Here is a 25,239-nt window from a genome sequence, read left to right on the forward strand (position 1 = left end):
TAAGAGGGGTGTTGATACTGCAATTTACGAACACTGAAAAGAAATGGTTAAATCCCAGTGATCTCGGCGCTTTCTTTACCGATTTTTAAATAAGTATGTTGTTAAGCCATCTATGCAACTTAACTGGGTAAAATAATAGGCTCAATCTATAACAGTTGTGAAATAAATTGAATCACTAACCCAGCTACGCTTCCATAAGCAAATCCTGCCCAGCCACTTGCCGCTCTGTAAAGCCAAAGCGCAGCACCAAAGAATCCACACCAAAGCATGGCAGAATAGGTGGAAACAAGGCCGCCGCCCATCCCCGTATCTGGCAAAAACAGCATAACAACAAAGGTTAGCGCCATAGCGCCACTTAACAGCACCCACATGATATTTTTCTTGTCAGCGAACGCATTGTTTTGCTTGATGTCCGATACATCGGCGTTTTGCGATTGGTCTGCATTCTCCGCTTGTTCAGCGCGCTGAGCTGCGTTTCTCGCACGTATTTTTCGTTCGCTACGCTCGCTTCTTGACAGGGGTTTCTTGACCTGTGAAGGCAACGGTGATGCAGTGCTATGAGTCATGATGTACCTCATTAACTAGGTTTAGTAACTGTTTATCCATAGTTAAGGTAGAGCATGCATGCCAAGATGACTATACGACTTCGGTCTCACACGCCGCAACAAAGACATGTTTTAAGTGTTCGGTTACTATATTTGGATACAGCATTCTAGAAAGGGGGCAGTAGTTGAGGTGGTTATCTGTTATTTTCAGGGCCACGTGAAGCACGTAAACAAAAAAGCCCACCCGCATTCACTGTCTTTTCACAAGGAATGCGGGTGGGCTTTCGTAAACGTATACTGCTAGGTATTAGTGATGGTCGGTATTTTGGCTTTTAAAGCTTACTTCCAGCAAATTTACGCTATCAGCAAAGGTCAGAGTTTTAATATCGCCCTTACCTTCCACGTTCAATGTATTCACTTGTTTTGGCCACAAGTCGCGCAATGCATCATGGCGAATTTTAATGCCTTCAAGTACGGGCGGTTCAGCTGTTTCTTGATAAACCCAAAAGTGCTTACCTTCAACTTCAAAACCCACATCAGCAAGCTTTAATGATTCGCCTTCCGCATTTAAAATTGCAAAGTGATGGGCGACGTAATCAGCGAATTGTTGCTGCGTTTCTACGTCGTCCATAATATCTGCGTGCTTATCGAACAACGCTTTAACCGCGTGCTCAGCATCGTGCAAATTAAAGCGGTGCATCACTTCAATATTTTCAGTTCTAGGATTGAACAGTACTGTGGTAATTGCAGCTTTTATTTGATGCGCTTGGGCGGTAGTGCTGTACGACATTACGCTACCTAATAGCGCAGCCGTAATTGCGAATGCAAGCAGAGCATAAGCGCTCTGCCGCAAGCGAGCCAAAGACAACTTATTCGTCATCTTTGTCCTCGTCGTCGGTTTTCAGCTCGGTCTTTGAATCGTGCATAAGGTCGCGGTACTCGTAAGTATTACGCGGCTTATTCTTATACGCTTCAATACGCGAAGGAATGATACGACGTGGGTAGTGGTTATTTTCCACGTCTACGTCTGCAGTTTCCCAATGCGGGTCAACCGTTACGCTAACCAGCTCTTTGTCTTTGTCGGTAACAATAAGCTTGCTTACTGCCTTAGGTGTACGACGCCAGATTTCCGCAGGAATACGCATTTCTTCTTTCGTGCCGTCTTCAAACGTTAGTTCAAGAATGATTGGCATCACCAACCCACCCTTGTTTCTGAAATCTAGCACGTAGTAGTTTTTGTCTTCTTTTACCGCACGCTCAAACGCTTTGCGCTCCCAAGGCTCAAGATCTTTCAAGAACTTCTTGTACTTGTTACGCTCTTTGTTAGTAACGGTGTATCGATCGTTTTCGTCGTAGAAGTCACTGATATCTTCAAAGCGATCTACCCAAAGCTTTTTACCTTCTTCTTTATTGCGAAGGTCGGTAAGTGACTTCGGTTTTTCCATTTCTGCTTCGCGCTCGCGAGCAAAATCGATATCTGGATCTTCAGTGTCTAAACGCAGCTTGTATACGCTGTCTAGGCTAATATCCACATGGTCTGTGGTGTAAAACCAACCACGCCAGAACCAGTCTAGATCAACGCCTGACGCTTCTTCCATAGTACGGAAGAAATCTGATGGTGTAGGACGTTTAAACATCCAACGCTGCGCGTACTCTTTAAACGCGAAATCAAACAGCTCACGGCCAAGAATAGTTTCGCGAAGAATATTTAGCGCTACCGCAGGCTTGGTGTAAGCATTTGGACCAAGGCGAAGTACTGAGTCAGACTGGGTCATAATTGGCACCTGTGTCTGAGACTTCATGTAGCCTGTGATATCACGTGGCTCTACGCCCCATGGAATGGTTGGGTCCCACTCGCGACCAGCAACGCCGTCTAAGAAGCTGTTAAGACCCTCATCCATCCACGTCCACTGGCGCTCGTCTGAGTTTACCGTCATTGGGAAATAGATATGACCGACTTCGTGAATAACCACGCCAATAAGGAAGCGCTTCTCAGCAAGCGAGTACGTGCGAGAACCATCGTCACGAAGCTCTGTACGTGGGCCGTTAAAGGTGATCATGGGGTATTCCATGCCGCCAACCGGGCCATTTACTGATTGGGCTACCGGATATGGGTAATCAAAGCTAAAACGGCTGTAAACATCCATGGTGTGGATGATTGATTCTGTAGAATACTTCTGCCAAAGCTCACCACCTTCTTTCGGGTAGAAAGACATGGCCATTACCAATGGCTGAGTATCACCGCCTTGCTGATAACCACGCGCATCCCACGCAAATTTACGTGAAGATGCCCAAGCAAAATCACGAACGTTTTCTGCCTTAAAGGTCCAGGTTTTAAGCTCAGTTGTACCCTCTTTCTCATTTTCAATCGCTTCTTCTGGTGAAACGATGAATACGATGCGGTCAGCTTTTTCTGCCTTTTTTAAACGATCGCGCTGTGTTTTCGTTAACACTTCTTTCGGGTTTTGAAGTACACCCGTTGACGATACGATGTGGTCAGCCGGAACCGTAATATCTACTTCGTAGTTACCGAATTCTAGCGTGAACTCGCCACGGCCAATAAATTCTTTATTGGTCCATGCTTCGTAATCGGTGTAGGCAGCTAGGCGTGGGAACCACTGTGCTAGCAAGAAGATGTCGTTACCACCTTCGCGCTCGTCATCTGGGAAGTGCTCATAACCCGCACGTGCTGAAACAGCGTCTTCTTCTACAATGTTAAACGCAAAATCGATATCGAACGTTACTTTGCTGCCTGGCTTTAGCGGTTGAGCCAAGTCAACACGCATTAACGTGCCAACCACAGTATGACGTAAGTCATTGCCCGCTTTGTCTTCAACACGAGAAATGGTGTACCCCAGTTCGTTGTCGTCAACAAACTGCTGACGGCGCAATGCTCCCATGCTTAGCTTAGCTGGCGTATCGCCGCTAGCAGCTTGCGTACCTGGCCCACGGTTGCCGATACCGCCGAACGTGGTAGTAAGCGCAGACATTGAATCGTCGCGGAATTTGTTTTGGTCAAGCTGGATCCACAAGTACTTAAGCGTATCTGGCGCGTTGTTGTGGTAGGTAATTGTTTCGCTTGCTTCAATGCGGCGTTTGTCTTCAAGTAGCTTTACGTCAATATCGTAATCTACTTGCTGTTGCCAGTATTGATGACCCGGCTCACCGGCGGCGTTGCGGTAAACGTTTGGAGTAGGAAGAACTTCGTCTAGCTGACGGAATTTATCTTCGAAATCGCCTTTAGTTTGTTTAATAGCGGCGGCACTTGGAAGAGAAATCAGCATAGACAACACTGGCGCTAGCCAGAAAAAGTGTCGTTTTGCGGTGCTCATGCAGTTTCCTTGCAACTTGTAAGTTAGAATTGTTATAAGATAACACCGCCTAGTATATAAGTATGACAGTCACAATCCAATTTTTTGACCGTAAACTAACCATGTTTTAACGCAAAAAAACTGTAACAGATCGTTTTGTTTCGTGCTTCAACTGTCGTATTCTTAAACTCTTGTTTTCTTTTTTCTTCTCCCTATGAACCGTTTTAGTTGGAAACGTGCCGTTATAAAAGTTGGTAGTGCGCTTATAGCCCCTGAAGGCAATGAATGTAGTGGACGTTATTTACTGTCTCTCGCTCGATTTATTACTGCTAGTCGCGACGCTGGTAAAGAAATTATTCTCGTTTCCTCTGGCAGTGTTGCCGCGGGCCGCAGCAAAGTAAAGGTTCGCCACAACGCGTCTATTGCCGAGAAGCAGGCCATGGCTGCAATTGGCCAAAATTTAATGATGGCTAATTGGCAGCGCTTTTTTGACTTTCCCTGTGCACAAGTATTGCTGACGGCGGATGATCTGCGCGATAGAACCCGCTACGTAAATATTAAAAACACCTTGCGCGAAATTTTGAATCACAACGCCTTACCTATTGTGAATGAAAACGACACGGTAGCCGTTAACGAACTCAAAGTCGGCGATAACGATAACTTGGGTGCCTACACCGCCCTGGTCGCCCAAGCAGACACCCTTATTATCTGCTCAGATATCGATGGCTTATTCACCTCAGACCCAAGAAAAGATGCCACAGCCACGCTTATTCCACAGGTAGATAAGATAGACAGCACCATTTATGGCCTCGCTGGTGGCGCTGGGACAGCGGTAGGGACAGGCGGCATGCGCACAAAAATTGAAGCGGCAGACAAGTGCACCAGTAGCGGTATTCAAACCCTTATTGTTAACGGACGAAAAGGCGAAACTTTTGATGCTTTGCTTGAAGGGAGCGTGCCGGGGACTTTATTCAATGCTAGCAGTACGCCAGCCAGCGCGCGCAGATTGTGGCTTACTCATACGCTTAAAACCGCCGGGAAAATTGAAATTGATAGCGGTGCAAAGGACGCCTTGGTGCGAAAAGGCGCATCATTACTACCATCGGGTATTGTTGATGTTACCGGTCTGTTTGAACAAGGCGATGCAGTTGAAGTGGTTTGCCAAGGGGAAATTATCGCTAAAGGGCTTTGCTTGTATAACGCAAAAGACTTAATGCTTATAAAAGGGAAAAAGTCGAAAGAAATAGCCAGTGTGTTAGGTTATGAGACAACGGATGTTGCTGTTCACCGTGACGATATGGTGCTTTATTCATAGTGCTACTTTAGAGAATCGTTGAAGTTGAATACTGCGCATTAAATATAAATTGGCGTTAGTCGTTCGTTGATTTTCGTTATTTGCTACAGCAACAAAGCGCCACATTTATTAGCCAAGGAATGATCATGACTGATATTACCCCGACACTTGCCGATTACCCCTATAAAGTCACAATCGCCACACGTTGGCAAGACAATGATGCGTATGGTCATATCAACAATGTTGTGTACTATGGTTTCTTTGATACCGCGGTAAACCGCTTTTTAATTGAAGAAGGTGGATTAGATATACACAACGGGCAAACCGTGGCGTATGTGGTAAGCAGTCAGTGTCAGTATATTGCTCCGGCAGCCTACCCTGAAGACATATTCGTGGGTTTGCGCGTTATCAAAATAGGCCGAAGTTCGGTGACCTATGGGCTGTCAGTTTATGCCGGAGAGAACAAGCGACGCGTGGCCCATGGCCAATTTGTGCATGTGTTTGTAGATAGAAAAACCGACAAGGCAATTCCTATTCCTGTTAATGTGAAAACAGCGTTAGAGTCGATTGTGGAAGTGATATAGAGCATGGCAAAAATGGCGAAACACAACGCATCACTAGAAACCAGCAACGGCAAACAAAAGCAGGTTGTCTTTTTAGACGCCGAAACCATGGATTTGCCCAGTCTTGATACCTCTTCACTAGATAACTTACAAACTAATTTTGACGTCGAGATTACGCTTCATCAACAAACCCAAGCCGAAGACGTTGCCGAGCGCATTCAAGCTGCCGATGCTGTGCTGGTGAACAAAGTTGTGCTAAAAGCCAAAGATCTACGGCAGGCAAAACAGCTTCGCTATATTGGGCTAACGGCGACCGGTATGAACAATATCGACCGTGATTACTGCGAACAGGCCGGTATCACCGTTCAAAATGTAGAGGGCTACGGCACTAACAGCGTTGCTCAACATACGTTGACCTTGGCGTTGAATTTGGCCACCAATTTTGTGACGTATCAGCGCGATATGCGCAATCAAGCATGGTCTAGTTCTTCTCATTTCTGCTTACTCAATCATCCCGTGGTGGAATTGACGGGTAAGCATGCGGTAATTGTTGGGCATGGCGAGCTTGGCAAGCGTGTAGAGGCATTGTTTAAGGCTATGGGTATGCAGGTGAGTATCGCTGCTCGCCCAGGTAAACAAGACGACCCTCGTCCCAGTCTTGCATCGCTTTTACCTGATGCTGACGTAATAAGCCTACATTGCCCACTTACGGAAGCCACTAATAAACTTATTAATGCCCGTATGCTATCGCTGATGAAGCCAACTGCATTCCTAATTAACACCGCTCGTGGCGGATTAATTGATGAAGAGGCGCTTTACCACGCGCTTGAAAACAACAAAATTGGTGGCGCGGGATTAGATGTACTAAGCGTCGAGCCCCCGCCTGTTGATCATATATTGCTTAAAGAGGCGTTACCTAACTTGCTGGTAACGCCGCATAATGCGTGGATTGGTAATGGCGCTAGGCAAAAACTGCTCGATAGCGCTATCGACCATTTATCTGCCCACTTATCTTCTTGTTTATCAGCTCCCCAGGGCTAGAGCACCGCTATGAATAACGCAACCTTATTTGCTCTGTGCTGCCTGATTTGGGGCTCAACCTGGATAGCCATCACTTACCAAATAGGGCATACCTCTGAAACCTTTGCCATTGCGCTGCGTTATTTATTGGCGTCGGCTTGTTTAGGAATTTACTGTGTTATTAGGCGTTTGCCGCTCAAGCTACCGGTACATGTTCATGTGAAAATGGCCGCAGTCGGTCTCTTTTTATACAGCTTAAATTACACGCTGCTGTATATGGCGCAAGCGCACATAATTAGCGCGCTGTTAGCCCTTATGAGTTCTTGTATTATCTACATTAATGTTGTGCTTCGGCGATGGTGGCTGAAAGAGCCTATAAGAAAAGAAGTGGTTGTAGGTGCTACATTTGGCTTGCTGGGCATTGTGTGTTTGTTTGTGCCGGAGTTTTCCAAAGTCTCCATGGATGCGGCGCTTGCTACCGGCCTCGCCATTGCGTTCGTCAGCTTTTTCTGCGCCTCAACAGGTAACGTTATCTCCGAGCGTATCTTGACCTCGGGTACGCCTGTTATCCAAATGAACTTCTATGCAATGAGTTACGCCATGGTGCTGCTTTTCATCACTTCAATGGTTATGCCCGGTGAATTAAGAATACCCAGCCACATTGAGTTTTATCTATCACTCGTTTATTTGGCAATTTTTGGGTCTGTGTTTGCGTTCGGCGCATACATGAAACTGTTAAAGCAAATGGGCGCTGACAAAGCCGCGTATGTGGTCCTGGTATACCCCATGGTGGCACTGGTTATTTCCACTTTTTTCGAAGGCTACACCTGGAGTGTGTTATCTGTGGTTGGGGTGGTAATAGTGCTGGTAGGCAACGCCATTGCAATGGGGAAAGTGCCCCGCTTTGTGCGCCGCCCATCGGTGTCGGGCTAGGCCCCGATAAAACGATTCATTTGAGTGCGTTGATTTTCTTATTCAGTTCATAAGCAGGTTCGGTAACAATGGTTTCGAGGGTTTCGATTCGGGCCATCAAAGCTTCAATCTGCGCATCTTTTTCCTCTAAACGCAGCTGCTGTTTATCGGTAACACTTTTTATAAAAGGGTTGCTGCACTCGCCGTTCATCCAGTCGTTTAATCGCCATTGAAATTTTGCGTCGAGATAGCTTGCCAAAAGTACAAGCGACGTAATGCTGCCTATTAACAAAATTAAACTTAACGTAGACATAGTGTTTTCCTAATCCAAATTTCAAGGTTAAAAGCTTTAAAGGGGCATGACCTAAAAGCGCGTTATCGCACTTACTGTTTTAACTAGTCATGCGCTGCTTAAAAAAATTACAGCATTGACCAAAAAAAGTTTGTAATAAAAACTCGCGGGGGCAGACTGATAGAAGTAACACAATAAAATAACAACAGTTTTTGTGATTAGGGATGTGACGTTGGGGCAGGGTTTTGAAGATGTTTTTGCGCAATACGGGGCAATACTGAGCCGTGTAGCCAACAGCTATGAAGCAAACGAAGCGATGCAGCAAGAATTATTGCAAGAAATAGCTATTGCTGTTTGGCAGGGGCTGTCTCGCTTTAAGGGCGATAGCAGCGTGAAAACCTATATTTTGAAGATAGCTCATAACCGCGCAGTTACTCACGTAGCAAATCAAGTGAAGCGTCTCGATACCCATCAATATGATCACAATGATCTAGGCTCTGACGGGTTCGCGAGTAATACCCACTCACCAGAGGAAATGTCTAGTCAACACCAGTCATTAGAACGCTTACTACGTGCGGTAAGGACGCTTCCATTGCAGTCAAGACAAGTGCTAACGCTTTCCCTTGAAGGCTTAAGTTACGATGAAATTGCAGACGTATGTGGTCTGACGAAAAACCATGTTGGTGTGATATTAAAACGCGCCAAGCAAAGTATCATGCAGGAGCTACCGCATGCATAATTCAGATAAAGAGAATCAAACGATCCCGCCGGTATCAATAGACGATGAGCAAAATGATGGCCTTTCTGCGCTATGGCAAGCTCAGCCAGTTACGACTATCAACCTATCGGAAGTAAAAGCCAGCCTAAACAGTGAACGAACCAAGCAGCGTTGGTATATGGTATTGGATTTATTAATGATTGCTCCCGGTGTTTATGTCTTCTTAAAATATTGGGACAACATGTCAAATATCGCGCAAATTCTAATTTTGTTTATCTTAATCTCGTCTCTTCCTTTCCTTGCTTACCAACTTTGGCTCAGAAGCGAAGCTGCATTTTATAAAAATACACAAACTGCAGATCATCTCGCAAAACTCACTACGCAAATTAAGAATAAGGTCAGAATCGCTTATATGACCAAACACTCAACGTGGGTAGGCATGATTTTTGGAATAGGTCTGGCGTTGGAGCGGCATTTTTTTGGTGACCTTGCATCAGAAAAATTAGCGAGAATGGTTGTTGTAATATCTTTAATGAGCATTGTGATGCTAGTGTGGTATGTGTGGGCGAGCAAAAGACAAAAGCGTTTTGAGCGTCAACTCGAAACGCTTGAGAAGATGGCGCAGCATTAGTAGGTAAGAACGGTGAAAAATGCGATGTGCTACTTGGGGGCGCGCTCCCGAACCTTACACTTTTAGTGCTAGCGCAGGACCAAGCCTGGTAGTTTGTTTTGTGTGAAAATAGGACCTTCACACAATGATTTTCTATCTCCAAGGTCAGTAGACTAATACGAAGAATTAGCGCACATTGGGGCTATTCTTAGGTCAAGAAACCATTGCCAGCAGCTCACGCTCAAGTCTTTAAACCACACCGGCCCGATCAATTGGGTGAGGGACATTATTCAGAAGTAGTAGCACTTGCAGTTGGTCTAGGTGTTAGCGTGGTTGCGACTGGACCGGTAAGCGGTATTGTCATCTCGTTTGCAGCAACGACCATCACTGAATGGGCAGTTGAAGAAGCCATCGAAATTGTTGGCGAAGCATATGGCATTGTGATGTGTGAATACGAAAATAATGTGCCGGATTGGCGCGATGTTATCTGTTCTAGACTAGTCATGGAGCAAGAGTTCTGCTCGGAGCGATAGTTGTTTATCTTTGGCTTTAATCGTTGCTTTCTACGCATGAATGATGCGTAGAAAGCTTTCAAGTTAGGATTCTGCTCCTTTTGAGGGCGATGTCGATAGAGAGAGTAACAATGAAGAAAGTCGTTCTTAGGCGCACATTGATAAACTGGAAGCTCGTAATGTTGCTGTTGACTTCCATTGCAGGTGTTGTTTTTTATGCGTTATCTAACCAAATACCTGAAGATTTGAAATTTAAAGCCTGGGCCGTTATCTGGGCAACGCCATTGATTTGGCTTTATATTATTTCTGAAGTTTATAGCGTATTGAAATGTCCTCGAGACGTCTCCGTTGATACGGAAAAAGATATTCTCTTTCTGGGCGATGATGTCACACTTTCTCAGTCTGATATTGGCTTTGGTTTGGTAAAGCGTGCGCTAGGTAATTATTCGTTATACATCGAAGCTACATCCGGCGAAAAGTATAACTTAAAGCCCTACTATGTAGCCGAGAACAAGTCCGAAGGGCTTGTCACTACTTTTAAGCCTTTTGGAAAAATTAGGGTAGTCACTTCGTAGATCGTATGGCGCTCCTGTAGAAGAATAAAAACATCTAAGCCGAGTATTTTCATGAACCGATTTTTTATCTTTGCCTTTGTCATCTTTGCAGCAACGGCTGGTATTTTTTATATTGCAGGTGAACAATCCTCATATGTTGAACTGGAAGACGCCCTTGCAAAGGGAGAGCTTGCAGAAATTAAGCGTGTATTTTCAAAATATGAGGCGCTTAGTCGTTGCGACGAGTGCCGCGTGCGCCTTGGTTATCATCCAGCTCTTGCTCTGCGCTTTCACCACCATCGTTAGAGTCACTGTCGTCTTCATCATTATCTTTACGGGTTCTGTTATCGCCCAAGAAAAACTCATAATAAAGGTCTAACGCGAACTCAGATTGGTCTTCCAGCGTGGTTTGAATGGCTTCTAAATATAAACTAGGTAGAAGCTGATATTTTACCGCCAAGTCAGGCGGTAGTTGTCTGCGTCGTAGCGTGCTATTGGCGTCGTTGTTACTTAGTCCAACATCCACATTGTACTCTACAGATAACCTCTCATTAATCTGCCCTCTTACCGACAGTAAATCTTCGTTAGTGCTTAAACTAAAATCATCTATTCCCAATGCGCTTCCCACTTGTCCTGTCAGGGTTTTGGTGTTGGATAAACCAAAACCTACCAGTAGCGCAGCATAGTTTGGATCTTGTGTGCCCGAGTTCGGTCCTGAACCAGTTAGTAGGTATGACAATACACCCTGCTGATCCATTGCAGGCTCAGAGAACAGGTTAATACTTGGCGAGTCAGCCGCGCCATCAATACGGATGCCCGCAATAACGTCGTCATCGGTTTTAGCTGGGTCGCGGATGGCTTCAACCAGCAACAAAGGTTGGTCAATAGGGCCGTTAAATTGCACTTCACCGGTTTGAATGATTAACTGTTGTCCGTAAGCATTGTAACGGCCATTTAAAATTTGAAGGTCGCCATAACCCACAAGTGCAGGTTGTGTGTTCACGCGAATGCCACCATATAAACTTGCGGTAAGACCAAACGCCTCAAGTTTTACTTCTTCGGTTTTGTTTTTGTCGATATTCACTAATACTGAAGCGTGGACAATATCTAGGGGTTCCTCTCTTTCTGGTTCTCCACGCAGGTGTACATCTTTTGACGGTGAAACAGCGCTTTCAGGTAGCGACTCTATTTCAATTCTCGCCCACGGGATATTCACCTCGCCATTCACGTCTACTTTTTCTTTTGTCGCGGCGATATCGATATTGGGTGAAACCTTAAGCCGGATATTTGGCTGACGTATTTCGAAACCGTTCCCTTTTAAATTGAATGTCGCACTGGGGTCGGATGACCAGTCTAACTCGCCTTTTAACGCCCCTTTTCCTCCACCCAGCAAGAAGGTGCCGTCTAGCGCAGCCGTTTGACCATTAAGTGACACTTTTTGATCCCAATCAGCCAGTGTCACAGGCGTATCTTGAATATCAATAGCGCCATTTGAAACCGTCAACTCACCGTTAAGTGTAGGGTCGTCAATGTAGCCACTTAACGTTACGTTCCCGTTTAACTTTCCTGTAAGTGTTCTGATAGCGGGGGAAAGGGGTTTGAATGGTGCAACATTCAGCCCTTGCATCTCTAACTTTCCGTCAAGTGGTACACGCGTTTCAAAAGGACGGGTATCCAATGTTAAGGTTGCATCTCCCATATCTTCACTAGAAATTAGCGAAGTCGACGTTAACTGCCCCTGCTTTATCTTTCCTTTGGTTTCTATGGAATTGATGGTAAGCGTTAGCGGCCGCGTTTCGCCTAGTTGCCATGGGGCTGAGCTCATAGACGCAGTGAACGAGGCATCGATGGGGTCATTAGCCGAGTAGCTGCCTTTTGTTTTTATAGAAAGCGTTGCCTGGGAAGGGCTTGAAACAACAGTGGGCGCTAACTCATTCGCCCATAAACCAATGGGCAGCGATGTTGCGCTTATATCCCAGCTCGCCTTGTTTTCTTGATAGTTTACATTTGAAATACACAGCTCACCTTCTTTTCGAGAGGTCCAACAGTGCTGACCTATTTTAGCTGTTACAGGCGTGGTTCCTATGTCTACGCTAAACGGGCTTGATAGTGTCCATTGCATATTAGCTAGCTTCAATGCGGTATCGCTAATTTCTCCTACCCAATGATTATTCGTCCAAGCGCCTTTTAGCGATAGCCCAATATTGTTGTTAGGCACAGCTAGGTCGATATCTGCGGTATGATCGCGATAAGTTCCTGCAACTTTAACCTCCCCGTTTAACGGCCCTTGCTGCGCGGCAGAGGCATTTAAACTCGGTGATACTGCGATGTTAGATAGGGTAAGTGTGCCGTTAGCACTTGGATTTTGCCAAGGTCCGGTGGCTGTGATATTGCCGCTCACTGCACCTGTCACTTCTGGGTAAAGGCTTGAAACGGCATTAATGTTTATCGCAATATTTGCATTTAAATGCCGTTTATTCAGTACTTGAGCTATGGCGCGTACGGCGTTTCTTTCCTGCTCGTGCTCTTGAATAATATTAATGTTAGTAACAAATAAATCACTGGGGCCGGCATAAACCGCATTTCCCTTTACTTGAAGCGGTTTGCCCTGAAGTACACCCGAGACAGTCATATCCCTTAAGCTCATATGTAATCCACCGCGCTCAGAGTATTGCAAGATACTGTCAATTTCCCCATTAATTTTTTCAGGCGCATAAGTGCTGAACTGTCGCCCTGACACGTTCTTAAGCGTTGTTTTACCTTCCCACGCGATACTTTCATTTAAATAAAGGGTGCCCGTGTTGGTTAAGCTCCCTTCCAATGCGTTAATATTGGCTTGATTCACAAAAATGTTGTTCTTTTTCAGAACCACATCTAACGATACCGGTACATTACCAATATCAGGCAATGTTGCGGCTCCAGCTCCTTTAAGCTCGTAATCACCCATGGTGCCGGAAAGCGTTAGCTGTCCTTCTTTGAGCGTAGTGTTTTCCATTGTTGGTATAGCTTGTTCTTGCCAGCTCGCTGTGAATTCTATGGGAAGGTTACTGTCTAAAATGTTGGCCTTTAGATTAGCGTTCGCGGTGACTGCGCCTTTGGCAATCACTGACAGCGTTAAATCGTCCAACGCCCCTTCGGCCGCTATATCCAGTTCTTGTGTAGCGTCGCCAAGCTTCGTTTTAGCGGCAATAGCCACATTTAATGGGAAGTTTCCGTCAAGTGTTGCGCTCGCTTTTCCTTTCACCTCACCTTGTTCATGTACAACGGTCATTTCTTCAATAGCGACATCGCTGCCCTTAAAGTGAGCCTCTAACAGCGAGATGAGTGAAATGTGCTGTTTGCTCTCCCCTTGAATTATGTGCAGATCTTCGACTAAAAAAGTACCAAGAGACAAAGGAATAGGCGTAGCTATATTTGGTAGTACGGGGACGTCGTAGCTTAGCGAGTATGATGTAGGCAATGCGCTATCAGCACTTGTCGCTTGTTCTTCGGATGCTTGCTTTTCCTTTGGTACGGGATTTAGAGCAGGCTGCTCAATCTTAGTTTCCGGTGCATTGGTCATGGCTACCGTCAAAGAGCTAGCAGCTTTTTCTTGGTGTTGCAGAGCAATGCGAACACCTTTCGCGGCTATGCTGTCGAGTATAAGCGCGCTATCTCCTTCAAAATCGGTCAGCTCTAGTTCATCAATTTCTACTGTTGTCGTAAGTAGAGCAAGTTTGATATTCGTTAGCGCTAAATACCCAACATCAATAGGCAGCGGTAATTCAATCTGGCTATCTGTAGGTGTGTCATCGGAAGATTCGGGCGCGCTTGAAAGTTGTGTTAGCGTGGCGTTTTCAAGCGTTACTTCGTTCACGCATACTCTGGGTTCAAACAAACAACGCCAAGTAATGTCAATGTAAGCGTATTGTGCATTGACTTTCCATTGCGGATTTTCCCACTCCGCGTTGTGCACTTCTAAGGTGTCAGCAAACCCGCCGTCGATGCTATCAATAGAGAGGTTTTCAACAAACGTGTTGGCCAATAGCTTAACGGTAGGGCCGCCTAAGGGACTTATCAAAACAGCGTATAAGGCGACCAGAACAAAAATCGGTGAGAGTAGAATAGCCGAAAGCGTGCGTTTTCTCATAGCTCAGGCCCCAACAATATATGTAACTGCCACGTATTCTCATCTGGTGCGAAGCCTCTTGCTACATAAAGTCGCACGGGACCAATTGGCGAAAGCCAATGAACGCCAGGCCCAACGCTATATGTCAGCGTTGTGCTGGTATCGTTAGTTGCCGTGCCTGCATCAACAAACGCAGCCACTCGCCAGTTATCTGCCACTTGGTAGGCATACTCTATACTTGATGTTGCAAGGTACTTTCCTCCAATAGAGTCAACGATGAGTTCTCCTGTTTCTGGATCAATCACTTCAGCTGTCGGGGATATTTCTCGATAGTCGAAACCGCGAACACTTTTGTCGCCACCAGCATAGAAGCGCAGTGATGTGGGAACTTCGTCGAAACTATTGGTTTTAATAACTCCCGCTTCACCACGTATGGTTATTCTGTGCGCCTCGTTAAAAGTTCGGATAAGCGTAGCTTCAACAACGGCTTTGGCAAAATCGATATCAGAACCAAAACCTTCTTTACCTATTTGGGTGAGCACTTGAAGGTAAGTACCATTATTGATGTTGAGATCACTGTCTTTATAGCGATAGGTGAGCGAGTACCCAGGTAACACTAAAGACGTGGTATTCGAGCTCAACTCTCCCTGATCATAAGTTTCACGCAGATAGGTAACCGAGCCATCGTGTTGCCATGGTGAATTGTCATGTTGCCAATAACGGTGTGCAGACAAAGAGAGAGTTTCACTTTCAAAGGAGGTGTTGCTGTATTCTATAAATTGGTAACCCGCTTCTATACTGGCGTAATCCCGCGTTATGTTTCTCATCGGTATGCGGTAGTCTGCGGTTACCGATTGCTCAGGCGCTGAAATAAAAATATCAGATGAAACAGAGTGTCCTTTACTGTTAACCCAGGGGCGTTCCCATCCTAAGCGAACCCGTGGACCCGTGTCAGTAGCTGCGCCAACAGAAACATTAAATGCGTCGGTGGGTCTGTGAAGTAACGATACCTCAACCGGCACCAGCAAACCATCAGCCTCACTTACAACCGGGCGAGCAATAACGCGGGTAAAATACCCAGATTGATTGAGGCTTCTGTTGAAGTCGGCAAGTGTTGCTGAAGAGTACGCATCACCTGTTTTAAAAGGCTTTAGTCGCTCAATGATGGCTTTCGCTTTGTCATCGCCAATAAATTTTAGCTCTCCAAATTGGTACTGAGGCCCGCTTTGTGCAATCAAAAGCACGTTCGCTTGTTTTTCATCACGCACTAAGTCGAGGCGAGTCGCTTGCCAAAAGTAATCAAAGTATCCATTGGAGAGTGCATAATTGAACATGGATGACTTGAACGACTCGTAAATGGTTTGGTTTAGCACGTCGCCTTCTTTGAGCTTTAACGAATTAAAACGCTCCCTGAAAGCTCTGTCTTCACGTCCGGCCCCTATAATTTCGCGAGTAACCTTATTGATGGTAAGTGGTTTATTCAACGCGATATTTACGGTGATCTTGTCACCTTCTTCAATACTCACCCTGGTTTCGCTGTTGTAATAACCATAGGGTTGCACAGCCGTCGCCACTGTTTCACCTACTTCATCTTGCCAGTAGGGATCAGTGAGCAGCGCTTTTTCTACATCGAGACTATTCAAATGCAGGCGAATATTATTACGCAGTTTGTCGTCTTCTACGCCTTGAATGTTATAGGAAATAGGCGCTTGGGCGTGCGAAAATGCAAAAAAAGCACACGCTAGCGTGCACACTACGCCGTCGACCAAAACACGGGGGGCTTTGGTGATTATGAACATAAATTGTCGGAAAAGATGGTCTTGCAAACTGGCAAGCCCGCTCCAAATCGAAGGCATGAAAAGGCTAAATCCTTAAGGTAACGCTGGGCTTAGAAGCTTACCACTTGGGGGTAAAGTCCATAATATGTCTGTGGTTAATGATATCACATTTGCAATTTGTATCTGCAAACTACGACGAGAGATCAAATAATTGCGCTGACGTCGGTAAATAAAGCGCACTCAATGTATTTTCCTAATTAGAATATTCTTTTGCAGAGCGCATATGACACATCCACACTAGCATTGCTTTGTTTTTGTACATTTGAGGAATGAGTAAGTATACTCTGCGTAACTTAACTTCGAGTTTTTTGCCTAAGTTAAGTTCCAGTAACAATAAAAAACAACAAAGGAATGTTATGTTTGCTAAAAAGGCTTTCTTGCCTATCTCACTGCTTACTTTGCTGCTGGTGGCTTGCTCTTTCTCCACACTTGGCTCAGATCAAGCTGAAGCAAAACCTGATTACGAAAAGTTCAGTTCTTTGCCAACCTATTGGACACCGTCGCTGTCACCAGATGGCTCAAAAATCGCTTTTGTTCAAAACGTTCAACAAGACGAAGCGTTCGCCATTCTCGCCACTTACGACTTAAAAAAGGGTGAAAAGCATTACCTACTGCGATCGGACAATGAACGCGTAAAAATCAACTGGTACAATTGGGTAAACAATGAGCGGCTAGTGGTTAGCGCTCGTTACGAAACCCGCCGTGGCACCACGAAAGTTCACGACACACGGTTGCTAAGTATTAAGTTTGACGGTGAAGACGGTGCATTCAACTTGGTTGAATGGGAGAAAATAAAGCGTCGAGCAGGTAATCCGAACCATATTCCTCAATTTCACGATGACGTTATCGACTGGCTGCCTGACGATCCAGAACATATTCTAATTGCCTTAGACGCTGAAGTGTTGGGGCTTCCGTCGGTTTACAAAATCAATGTTAATGATGGTGGCGTAAGTCGCATTATTCGCGGGAAAAAACGCATTAGAGATTGGATGACGGACCAGCAAAATAACGTTCGTATAGGTATTTCGCTTGATTACGATACAGGGGAGCGAGAAGTCTTTTTAAAGGAAAGGGATGGCTGGCGCACCTTATTTGCTTACAACGCTATGTCTGATAAGGGTGAATACCCGGTTGGCTTTGCAAAAGACCCTAGTATACTATATTTCAAGGGCTACAAAGGCGACTACCGCGCGCTGTATACCTTAAATCTAACTACTAATGAGCGAACTGAGGTGTACGCTGATGAGGGGTATGATGTAGATGGTAGCCTTATCTATTCACCGGTTACGCGCGATGCAATAGGCGTCCGTCATGACGAACGGTACTATTGGGATGAACGCTATGTCGCTCTTCAAAATGGTATCGATGCAGGACTTCCTGATTACGAGAATACTTTGGTGAGCTTTAGCGACGATGAGCAAACTTATATTATTTATTCTGAGTCCGACACCTTACCAGGGACTTATTTTCTGGGTGACCGAAAAGAAGGGACATTAGTGATGCTATTTGAGCAATATGCTCAAATAGATCCGACAAAATTATCTGAACATACGCTAATCGAATACGAAGCCAGAGACGGTATCAAGATCGAAGCGTATTTGACTTTACCAAAAGGTGAAGGCCCATTTCCAACCATTATTCATCCCCACGGTGGCCCTGGAGCAAGAGATTTCGGTGGTTTTGACTATTGGACCGCATATTTTACGTCAAAGGGCTACGCGGTACTAAGGCCTAACTTTAGAGGTTCCAGAGGGTATGGATACAGCTTTGCGCAAAGCCAAATGAAAGGTTGGGGCTTGGCTATGCAAGATGATATCACTGACGCGGCTAACTGGATGGTAGAGCAGGGGCATGCTGAGCAAGACAACATGTGTATTGTAGGCGCAAGTTATGGTGGTTACGCCGCCCTGATGGCAACTGTCAAAACCCCGGATCTGTTTAGGTGTGCGGTGAGCTTTGCTGGCGTAAGCTCACTTAAACATGTCATTATTCATTCTCGACGTTTCCTGAACAACGAATTTGTGAAAAACCAAATTGGAGATGATTATGATGACCTTGAAGCGCGTTCGCCTTACTACAATGCGAAAGGGATAAAAACGCCAATTTTGCTGGTTCACGGAGAGGAAGATAGAGTTGTCCCTCCACTTCATAGTCGCTACATGGCTGACGAGTTAGATGATTACGACAAGGTTTACAAGTATGTAGAGCTTGAAAGTGGCGATCACAATTTGTCTATTCAGCGAAATCGTCATATTTTCTTCAAGGAAATGGATGCATTTTTAGACCAACACCTTAGGCCTGGTAGTAAAGGGAGTGCTGCAACGGCAAATATTTCAGCTTCCGAGTAACCCCCGTTAAACGCGCCAGTATTTACGACAAGATTTTTCCTGGCTGGCGGCTTTTCAACCACGTTTCAGGTATACTACATAAGGCGTGTTAATTTCGCGCCTTTTTAATTCCCCCACTTTATTTCATATTCGAGATTTTATGCCCCAGACTTCTAATGGCGTATCTGAGGATACTGCAGTTGTGCAAAAGCCAGCGCTTGGCCTTGTTGAATTTGTTGCGCTAATGGCCACGATGACATCGCTTGTTGCGCTGAGCATCGACGCGATGTTGCCCGCGTTGATTCAAATTGGCGAGTCGCTACAGGTCGCTGAAGCGCATCAGACCCACTTAATTGTTACTGTATTCTTTCTAGGTATGGCTTTCGGGCAAATGTTCTTTGGGCCTTTTTCAGATAGCCGTGGCCGTCGTTTAACTATATTAGTAGGCTTGTGTATTTTCGCCTTAGGCACGTTTGTTTGCATGATAGCGAACAACTTGGAAACCATGCTGGTGGGACGGGTTATTCAGGCGTTCGGCGTATCAGGTCCTCGCATAGCCTCAATGGCAATTATTCGCGACCTATACGTAGGCGATGCCATGGCAAAAGTCATGTCGTTTATCATGATGGTGTTTATTCTTGTACCTATGTTGGCGCCTATTATTGGCCAAACGGTGATGGAGTTGACGTCATGGTTTCATATTTTCACTCTGTTTCTCATCGTGGCTACTATGGCTGGAATCTGGTTTTTCTCTCGCCAGGGAGAAACCTTGCCACGAGCGAAGCGCAGAAAATTCTCGCGAGCGCATTTTTTTAAATCATCAAAGTTTATTCTGACCCATCCGGAAGTGATGGGTTATACCTTTGCGATGGGCTGTATTTTCGGAGCGTTTTTGGCGTATTTAAGCGCGTCACAAACTATATTTACTGTGTTTTACAATGTTGGTGAATGGTTCCCATATATCTTCGCTACCCTCGCCTTTTCTATCGGCCTTGCTTCTTACTTTAACGGTAAAATGGTGATGCGCTTCGGCATGCGCAAACTTTGTCGATTTGCGCTTAAAGGCGTAAATGGATTTGCGGTGGTGTATTTGGCACTGTTATTTGTCTACGATGGTTTACCGCCTTTAATCCCTACTGTGGCCGTTATGTTTGTTGGCTTTTTCTTCGTGGGCATACTGTTTGGTAACTTAAACGCTATGGCAATGCAACCGCTGGGCGACATGGCAGGTTTAGGTGCCGCAATTATTGGCTGCTTTTCAAGCTTGTTCTCGGTGCCCGTTGCTCTCATTGTAGATAGTTTTTTAAATGGGAACTTGATGCCAATAGGTTGGGGGTTTCTTATCTTTTTTGCGCTGGCTTACGTGTCAGTTCGCTTCGCTGAACGCGTTCGTGAAAGTGTGATATAGATAATGTTATATAGGTTTGCAAAAGCAATTTTGGTGTGGCTATGGACTCGGGTAAGAGCAACGCTCTGTTATTCATAGTCATAAAAAAGCCCGACCAAAATGGTCGGGCAAGAGGGCTTAGTTAAGCACCTAACGACAGAAACTGTCCTATCCTATGATGGCTTTCATGTCAGTCATGTAGCCACGCAGGGTCTTACCTACCGATTCCACACCGTGTGAGCGGATAGCTTCGTTAATTTCAACAAGGCGTTTGTTCTCTACTTGATTAGAAGCAGAAGCCAAACCCTTACCGATAACGCTGGTATCAATAGTAGGCATAAATTTCTCACGCAAAATTGGAATTGCTGCATTGGCAAATAAGTAGTTTCCGTATTCTGCTGTGTCTGAAATAACCACGTTCATTTCATACAAACGCTTACGAGCGATTGTGTTAGAAATAAGCGGTGTTTCATGTAGTGATTCATAGTAAGCAGACTCAGGTAGAATACCGGCTTCAACCATTACGTCGAACGCAACTTCAACACCACACTTGATCATGGCAACCAGTAAGATGCCGTGGTCAAAGAATTCTTGTTCACTGATTTCACCTTCATAAGCCGGTGCGTTTTCAAACGCGGTTTCACCGGTTTCTTCACGCCACTTAAGCAGGTTCGCATCGCCATTCGCCCAGTCTTCCATCATGGTGCGAGAGAACTCTCCGCTAATGATGTCGTCTTGGTGCTTTTCAAATAGCGGACGCAGTAAATCAGTTAACTGCTCAGAAAGCTCAAACGCTTTCACTTTCGCTGGGTTAGACAGGCGGTCCATCATATTAGTAACTCCGCCAATCTTAAGTGCTTCAGTAATCGCTTCTAGACCGTACTGAATAAGCGCACCTGCGTAGCCTGGGTCGATGCCATCATCAACCATCTTTTCAAACGCAAGTACTGCTGCAACTTGCTGCATACCACATAAAATGGTTTGCTCGCCCATAAGGTCAGATTTAACTTCAGCCACAAATGATGACTCAAGTACACCTGCGCGGTCACCGCCCGTTGCACTTGCAAGTGCTTTAGCCTGATCCCAACCTTTATCTTCAGGGTCGTTTTCTGGGTGCACGGCAATAAGTGTTGGTACACCAAAACCACGCTTATATTCTTCTCTTACTTCAGAGCCTGGGCTTTTCGGCGCACACATAATTACCGTGATATCGCTACGAATTTGCTGGCCTTCTTCAACAATGTTGAAACCGTGAGAGTACCCTAATGTTGCACCTTCTTTCATAAGCGGCATAACGGCTTCTACTACGCTAGCGTGTTGCTTATCAGGTGTTAGGTTATAAACTACATCCGCTTCTGGGATAAGTTGTTGGTATGTACCAACGGTAAATCCGTTACTGGTTGCGCGTTTGTAAGAGTCGCGTTGCTCATCAATGGCCGCTTGACGCAGCGCATAAGAAACATCTAACCCTGAGTCACGCATATTCAAGCCTTGGTTAAGGCCCTGCGCGCCGCAGCCTACAATGACAATTTTCTTGCCTTTTAAGAACTGACAACCGTCAGCGAATTCATCGCGTGCCATGAAACGGCAGCGGCCCAGCTGATCTAACTGCTGGCGAAGTGACAGGGTGTTGAAATAATTAGCCATAAAAATTTCCGAACAACATTCATTTTTGTCAATATCAAACACCGACCTTGGCGTTGACAGACCTCGTCTATGACGACTTGGTATTGAGACTAAAAGATTTCTTTTGTTTTGGAAAATGATATATTTGCAAGATAATATTGCAAAAAGTGAAACGCATATGGATTTTCGTAGTCTTCAACTTTTTAACCACTTGGCTACCAGCCTACACTTCGGCGTCACCGCCGAGGCCATGTATGTGTCGCCATCTACGTTAAGCCGCGTTATTCAGCGTCTTGAGGATGAGCTAGGCTGTACGCTATTCAAACGTGATAACCGCAAAGTGGCGCTAACCCACAGCGGACACAAGTTGCTGTCGTTTTCCAAGCAAGCGCTGAAAGACTGGCAGCAGTTAAAGGTCGACTTAAAAGAAGATAATGACGCATTGCAGGGGGAGCTCAGCGTATTTTGTTCGGTTACCGCTAGCCAAAGCCATTTACCCGCTATGCTTAGACAGTTCAGACAACAACATCCAGGCGTTGATATACGCTTGATTACCGGCGACCCTGCTCTTGCGATAGAAAAAGTTAAAGGCAAGCAGTGCGACTTGTCTATTGCTATTTATACTCCCGATATGCCGACAGATTTGCATTTCACAGCGCTTGATAACGTGCCTTTGGTACTTATTGCGCCAAGAGAATGGCGACTCACTCAACTAAGTCAGTTAGACTGGACCAAACACCAAGTGATCATGCCTGAAACTGGCCCAACCCGTCGTACTGCCTATCACTGGTTTGCTGAACATGGTATTCGCCCAAATGTGTATGCCTATGTAGGGGGAAACGAAGCCATTGTGAGTATGGTGGCACTTGAATGTGGGGTTGGCTTTGTACCCAAAGTGGTGCTTGATCATTCCAGTATGGCCAGTGTGGTAACTCAAATACCCGTTGATGATATCGAGCCTTACGCCCTCGGTTTGTGCTGCCTGCAAGACAAGCAAAACGATCCGCTTATCAACGCCTTTATGCAGCTTAATTCGCAAACCCGTGCGTAAGCTTAAGGGATGATCGGTACTCAACTCGCACTCAACTGCTTTATAAGATTATCAAGGGCGCGATAGCCTAATGCTTCAGCAATGTGCGCCCGAGATACAGCGTTTTCTTCTTCAAGATCGGCAATGGTTCTTGCTACTTTCAACGTGCGATGAAACACTCGCATAGACAAATTAAGCTGTTTAGCAGCGCCTTGCAGAAACTGTAAATCAACTTCATTAAGCAAGCATATATCGGCAAGCTCGCCAGCGTGCAGTGCACCATTTGGTTTGCCTTGTCGAAGCCCTTGTCTGTGACGCGCGGCAATCACTCGCTCTCGCGTGTCGTGTAACGAGTCGTCAGGTTTATTGGCACGCTCTGGCAAGTCATAGTCCGGTAGCCGAGGTACCTCAACTTGTATATCTATTCTATCAAGCAGTGGGCCCGATAAACGGTTCAAGTAATTCAGCTGCTGCTGTGGTGTCAGTCGATTATCATCAATATCACCCGTCGGGCTTGGGTTCATTGCTGCCACCAATTGAAAATTTGCGGGATAGGTTGCGCTTCCTGAAGCACGCGACAAATGCACGTCGCCGGTTTCAAGAGGCTCGCGCAATACATCCAGTGCTTTTCGTCCAAATTCAGGGAGTTCATCTAAAAACAAAATACCGTTATGAGCTAGCGATATTTCACCTGGTACAGGGTTGGAGCCGCCACCAGTAAGTGCGACGGCAGAACTTGTGTGGTGGGGTGAGCGCAGGTGACGGGTTAGAAATCGTTCTGCGCGTAGTTTCTCACCTTTTACCGAGTGAATGGCGGCAACTTCCAGCGCTTCTTTCTCACTCATATCAGGTAATAACGAGAGCATGCGGCTGGCGAGTAAGCTCTTACCTGTACCAGGAGGGCCCACCATCAGCACATTATGTCGATTGGAGGAATCCTTGCAAAAAGCCGAGTAAGATTCATTTGATTTGTTGTGTTTAAGCGATGATTATAGCGTCATGACATTAGGAAAGGACGTCCACTTTGAAAAATTATTTAACGATACAAAATGCACTAATACTCCTCATAATCGTTAGTCCACCATCGATACTTTTTTACATTTACTCCTCGAGGTTTTCGGGAGGCATTAGTGAGAATCATCAAGCCTTTGGAGAGTTTGGAAGCTTTGTCGGAGGCACTATGGGCGCGGCCTTTACGTTCGTAACTTTACTGTTACTCATTATTGGTCAACAAAAACAGAGCCGTGACGCCGCTGAACAAGCTAGACTGAATCGTCAGAACCTTGAACTAATGCAGACACAAATCGACTCAGAGGGGGAGAGGCTAGAGGCTGAGATTGAGGCTAGAGAGCGCGATCATATTCAAGCTTTGACTACCAGATCGCTTGATAATCTTCTGGTCTTAGAAGCAAAGATGCTCTTGAAGTGCGATAGCTTTGAGATGTCTGTAGCCGACACAAGACTTACATCTCATCTCAATCTCCGATTACTTTCCTATAAAATGGAAGGAAGAGTGAAGCAAAGTGGCAGTGCTGAGTGGGTGTTGAAGAACGCATGGTATCTGGCGTTTCAACAATACTTTTTGTTTGCAAGTTCAAAAGTCATGAAGAAGTTTGAAGTATACACGTTGGACTATCATATCGAGTTTTCCATAGCCACCCTACTTCATGCACGCCGCCTGTATCTTATTAACCAGACAGAGTTTATCCACTTCATCGACCGCTTGAATGATGTAGTAGATTCGATTGGTCGAACCCACTTTTCGACCCACTATGGAGTGTGGCTCACACATATATCTGAGGTGCGCGTCCAAGGAATCGGAACCACGTTCGACGACTGGCAGGGTGAAGATTATTGAGGGGTTCGCGACGGTATACCTAGGGTGAACTAAAGGCGCGAACTGAAAAACGGTTCGTATAGGGTTGACTATCCATGAACTTAAAGATAGGATTCGAGGCTCTAGACCCTGTATGAACCATTCAAGGAGAATCAATGACCGCTCACCGATATGGCTATGCGAGAGTTTCAACCCTCGACCAATCCACCAGCATTCAACGAGAGGCTCTCGAAGCGGCTGGTTGTGACCGTGTGTATGAAGAGCAAGTCTCAGGAACAAAGCGAGAAGGCCGTGAGGAGCTCTCACGAGTTCTTGAGGTGCTTCGCAAAGGCGACACACTGGTCGTAACGCGAATTGACCGTCTCGCTCGTTCAATGAAAGACCTCCAGGACATCGTCCACGACTTGAAGCAACGTGGGATTCATCTCGAAGCGACGGAGCAACCCATCGATACTAGCAGCGCCGCTGGAAAGGCGTTTCTCGACATGCTCGGCGTCTTCGCAGAGTTTGAGACGAACCTCCGCAAAGAGCGCCAACTCGAAGGCATCGCGAAGGCTAAAGCTAAAGGCGTCTACAAGGGAGGAGCTCCCCTTTCAGACGAAAAGAAAGCGCTTGTGCGTCGACTTTACGAAGAGGGAGTGAAACCAGCCGACATCGTCCGTCAAAGTGGTGTCGGAAAGACCTCCGTTTTTAAAATCATCAAAGAGTTGAGAACTCAATAATTGACCCCACTTCAGCCAATCCAAAGGCATGAG

20 protein-coding genes and 1 pseudogene are annotated in these 25,239 nt (G+C 45.7%); 13 read left to right on the forward strand and 8 right to left on the reverse strand.

Annotation, left to right across the window (positions count from 1 at the left end):
* Nucleotides 1–146: 146 nt before the first annotated feature.
* From V7R42_RS06905 to V7R42_RS06915, 3 genes are all read right to left on the reverse strand, one after another.
* Entirely contained in the window at nt 147–566 is a 420-nt protein-coding gene (locus tag V7R42_RS06905) for a hypothetical protein (RefSeq protein ID WP_334019473.1), read from the reverse strand.
* A gap of 286 nt (nt 567–852) precedes the next feature.
* On the reverse strand, nt 853–1,425 hold the full coding sequence (locus tag V7R42_RS06910; protein WP_334019474.1) for a DUF6702 family protein: 573 nt from the start codon (nt 1,423–1,425) through the stop codon (nt 853–855).
* The gene (locus V7R42_RS06915) at nt 1,415–3,877 is read right to left on the reverse strand and encodes a M1 family metallopeptidase (protein ID WP_334019475.1); all 2,463 of its coding nucleotides are present in this window, start codon (nt 3,875–3,877) and stop codon (nt 1,415–1,417) included. The genes V7R42_RS06910 and V7R42_RS06915 overlap by 11 nt, the downstream gene beginning before the upstream one ends.
* 193 nt (nt 3,878–4,070) lie before the next feature.
* On the opposite strand from V7R42_RS06915, the gene proB reads away from it, so the two are divergent.
* From proB to V7R42_RS06935, 4 genes are all read left to right on the forward strand, one after another.
* Nucleotides 4,071–5,171, forward strand: coding sequence for a glutamate 5-kinase (gene proB / locus V7R42_RS06920; protein ID WP_334019476.1), 1,101 nt, complete (start codon nt 4,071–4,073; stop codon nt 5,169–5,171).
* Nucleotides 5,172–5,296: 125 nt separating this feature from the next.
* Nucleotides 5,297–5,734, forward strand: a complete 438-nt coding sequence (locus V7R42_RS06925; protein WP_334019477.1) for an acyl-CoA thioesterase — start codon at nt 5,297–5,299, stop codon at nt 5,732–5,734.
* A 3-nt stretch (nt 5,735–5,737) separates the two neighbouring features.
* Nucleotides 5,738–6,754, forward strand: coding sequence for a D-2-hydroxyacid dehydrogenase (locus V7R42_RS06930; protein WP_334019478.1), 1,017 nt, complete (start codon nt 5,738–5,740; stop codon nt 6,752–6,754).
* A gap of 9 nt (nt 6,755–6,763) precedes the next feature.
* Nucleotides 6,764–7,666: a DMT family transporter gene (locus V7R42_RS06935; RefSeq protein ID WP_334019479.1), complete on the forward strand. Its 903-nt coding sequence runs from the start codon at nt 6,764–6,766 to the stop codon at nt 7,664–7,666.
* A gap of 16 nt (nt 7,667–7,682) precedes the next feature.
* Here the strand turns inward: V7R42_RS06935 and V7R42_RS06940 are convergent, their stop codons facing one another.
* On the reverse strand, nt 7,683–7,958 hold the full coding sequence (locus V7R42_RS06940; RefSeq protein ID WP_334019480.1) for a hypothetical protein: 276 nt from the start codon (nt 7,956–7,958) through the stop codon (nt 7,683–7,685).
* 211 nt (nt 7,959–8,169) lie between these two features.
* Between V7R42_RS06940 and V7R42_RS06945 the strand changes: the two genes are divergently transcribed.
* The 4 genes from V7R42_RS06945 (at nt 8,170) to V7R42_RS06960 (ending at nt 10,352) form a co-directional block, all read left to right on the forward strand.
* Nucleotides 8,170–8,676 (forward strand): RNA polymerase sigma factor, encoded by a 507-nt coding sequence (locus V7R42_RS06945; RefSeq protein ID WP_334019778.1) that lies wholly within the window; start codon nt 8,170–8,172, stop codon nt 8,674–8,676.
* On the forward strand, nt 8,669–9,286 hold the full coding sequence (locus V7R42_RS06950) for a hypothetical protein (protein WP_334019481.1): 618 nt from the start codon (nt 8,669–8,671) through the stop codon (nt 9,284–9,286). Before V7R42_RS06945 ends, V7R42_RS06950 begins: the two co-directional genes overlap by 8 nt.
* Before the next feature lie 203 nt (nt 9,287–9,489).
* Nucleotides 9,490–9,798 carry a hypothetical protein gene (locus tag V7R42_RS06955; RefSeq protein ID WP_334019482.1) on the forward strand — a complete coding sequence of 103 codons (309 nt, stop codon included), beginning with the start codon at nt 9,490–9,492 and terminating at the stop codon, nt 9,796–9,798.
* A gap of 110 nt (nt 9,799–9,908) precedes the next feature.
* Nucleotides 9,909–10,352 (forward strand): hypothetical protein, encoded by a 444-nt coding sequence (locus V7R42_RS06960; RefSeq protein WP_334019483.1) that lies wholly within the window; start codon nt 9,909–9,911, stop codon nt 10,350–10,352.
* A gap of 208 nt (nt 10,353–10,560) precedes the next feature.
* Here V7R42_RS06960 and V7R42_RS06965 read toward each other — a convergent pair whose 3' ends face one another.
* Nucleotides 10,561–14,460: a translocation/assembly module TamB domain-containing protein gene (locus V7R42_RS06965; protein WP_334019484.1), complete on the reverse strand. Its 3,900-nt coding sequence runs from the start codon at nt 14,458–14,460 to the stop codon at nt 10,561–10,563.
* Nucleotides 14,457–16,295: an autotransporter assembly complex protein TamA gene (locus tag V7R42_RS06970; RefSeq protein WP_334019485.1), complete on the reverse strand. Its 1,839-nt coding sequence runs from the start codon at nt 16,293–16,295 to the stop codon at nt 14,457–14,459. The genes V7R42_RS06965 and V7R42_RS06970 overlap by 4 nt, the downstream gene beginning before the upstream one ends.
* Nucleotides 16,296–16,633: 338 nt before the next feature.
* Between V7R42_RS06970 and V7R42_RS06975 the strand changes: the two genes are divergently transcribed.
* Together V7R42_RS06975 and V7R42_RS06980 are read left to right on the forward strand one after the other, a co-directional pair.
* The gene (locus tag V7R42_RS06975) at nt 16,634–18,625 is read left to right on the forward strand and encodes an alpha/beta hydrolase family protein (protein WP_334019486.1); all 1,992 of its coding nucleotides are present in this window, start codon (nt 16,634–16,636) and stop codon (nt 18,623–18,625) included.
* A gap of 139 nt (nt 18,626–18,764) precedes the next feature.
* Nucleotides 18,765–20,012 (forward strand): multidrug effflux MFS transporter, encoded by a 1,248-nt coding sequence (locus tag V7R42_RS06980; RefSeq protein WP_334019487.1) that lies wholly within the window; start codon nt 18,765–18,767, stop codon nt 20,010–20,012.
* Nucleotides 20,013–20,159: 147 nt separating this feature from the next.
* Here the strand turns inward: V7R42_RS06980 and ilvC are convergent, their stop codons facing one another.
* Nucleotides 20,160–21,638, reverse strand: a complete 1,479-nt coding sequence (ilvC, locus tag V7R42_RS06985; RefSeq protein WP_334019488.1) for a ketol-acid reductoisomerase — start codon at nt 21,636–21,638, stop codon at nt 20,160–20,162.
* A 157-nt stretch (nt 21,639–21,795) separates the two neighbouring features.
* Between ilvC and ilvY the strand changes: the two genes are divergently transcribed.
* Nucleotides 21,796–22,668 carry an HTH-type transcriptional activator IlvY gene (gene ilvY, locus V7R42_RS06990; protein WP_334019489.1) on the forward strand — a complete coding sequence of 291 codons (873 nt, stop codon included), beginning with the start codon at nt 21,796–21,798 and terminating at the stop codon, nt 22,666–22,668.
* Nucleotides 22,669–22,688: 20 nt separating this feature from the next.
* On the opposite strand, the pseudogene V7R42_RS06995 reads toward ilvY, so the two are convergent.
* Nucleotides 22,689–23,594: pseudogene (locus tag V7R42_RS06995) on the reverse strand (YifB family Mg chelatase-like AAA ATPase); the annotation flags it as partial.
* Between the two features lie 233 nt (nt 23,595–23,827).
* Between V7R42_RS06995 and V7R42_RS07000 the strand changes: the two are divergent.
* Both V7R42_RS07000 and V7R42_RS07005 read left to right on the forward strand, forming a co-directional pair.
* Complete coding sequence (locus V7R42_RS07000) at nt 23,828–24,505, forward strand: hypothetical protein (RefSeq protein WP_334019490.1); 678 nt, start codon at nt 23,828–23,830, stop codon at nt 24,503–24,505.
* A 134-nt stretch (nt 24,506–24,639) separates the two neighbouring features.
* Nucleotides 24,640–25,206 (forward strand): recombinase family protein, encoded by a 567-nt coding sequence (locus V7R42_RS07005; RefSeq protein WP_334019491.1) that lies wholly within the window; start codon nt 24,640–24,642, stop codon nt 25,204–25,206.
* The last annotated feature ends 33 nt before the right edge of the window (nt 25,207–25,239 follow it).

Origin of the sequence: Alteromonas sp. S015 (assembly GCF_036864485.1) — a bacterium.
In the GTDB taxonomy this organism is placed as follows: Bacteria; Pseudomonadota; Gammaproteobacteria; order Enterobacterales; family Alteromonadaceae; genus Alteromonas.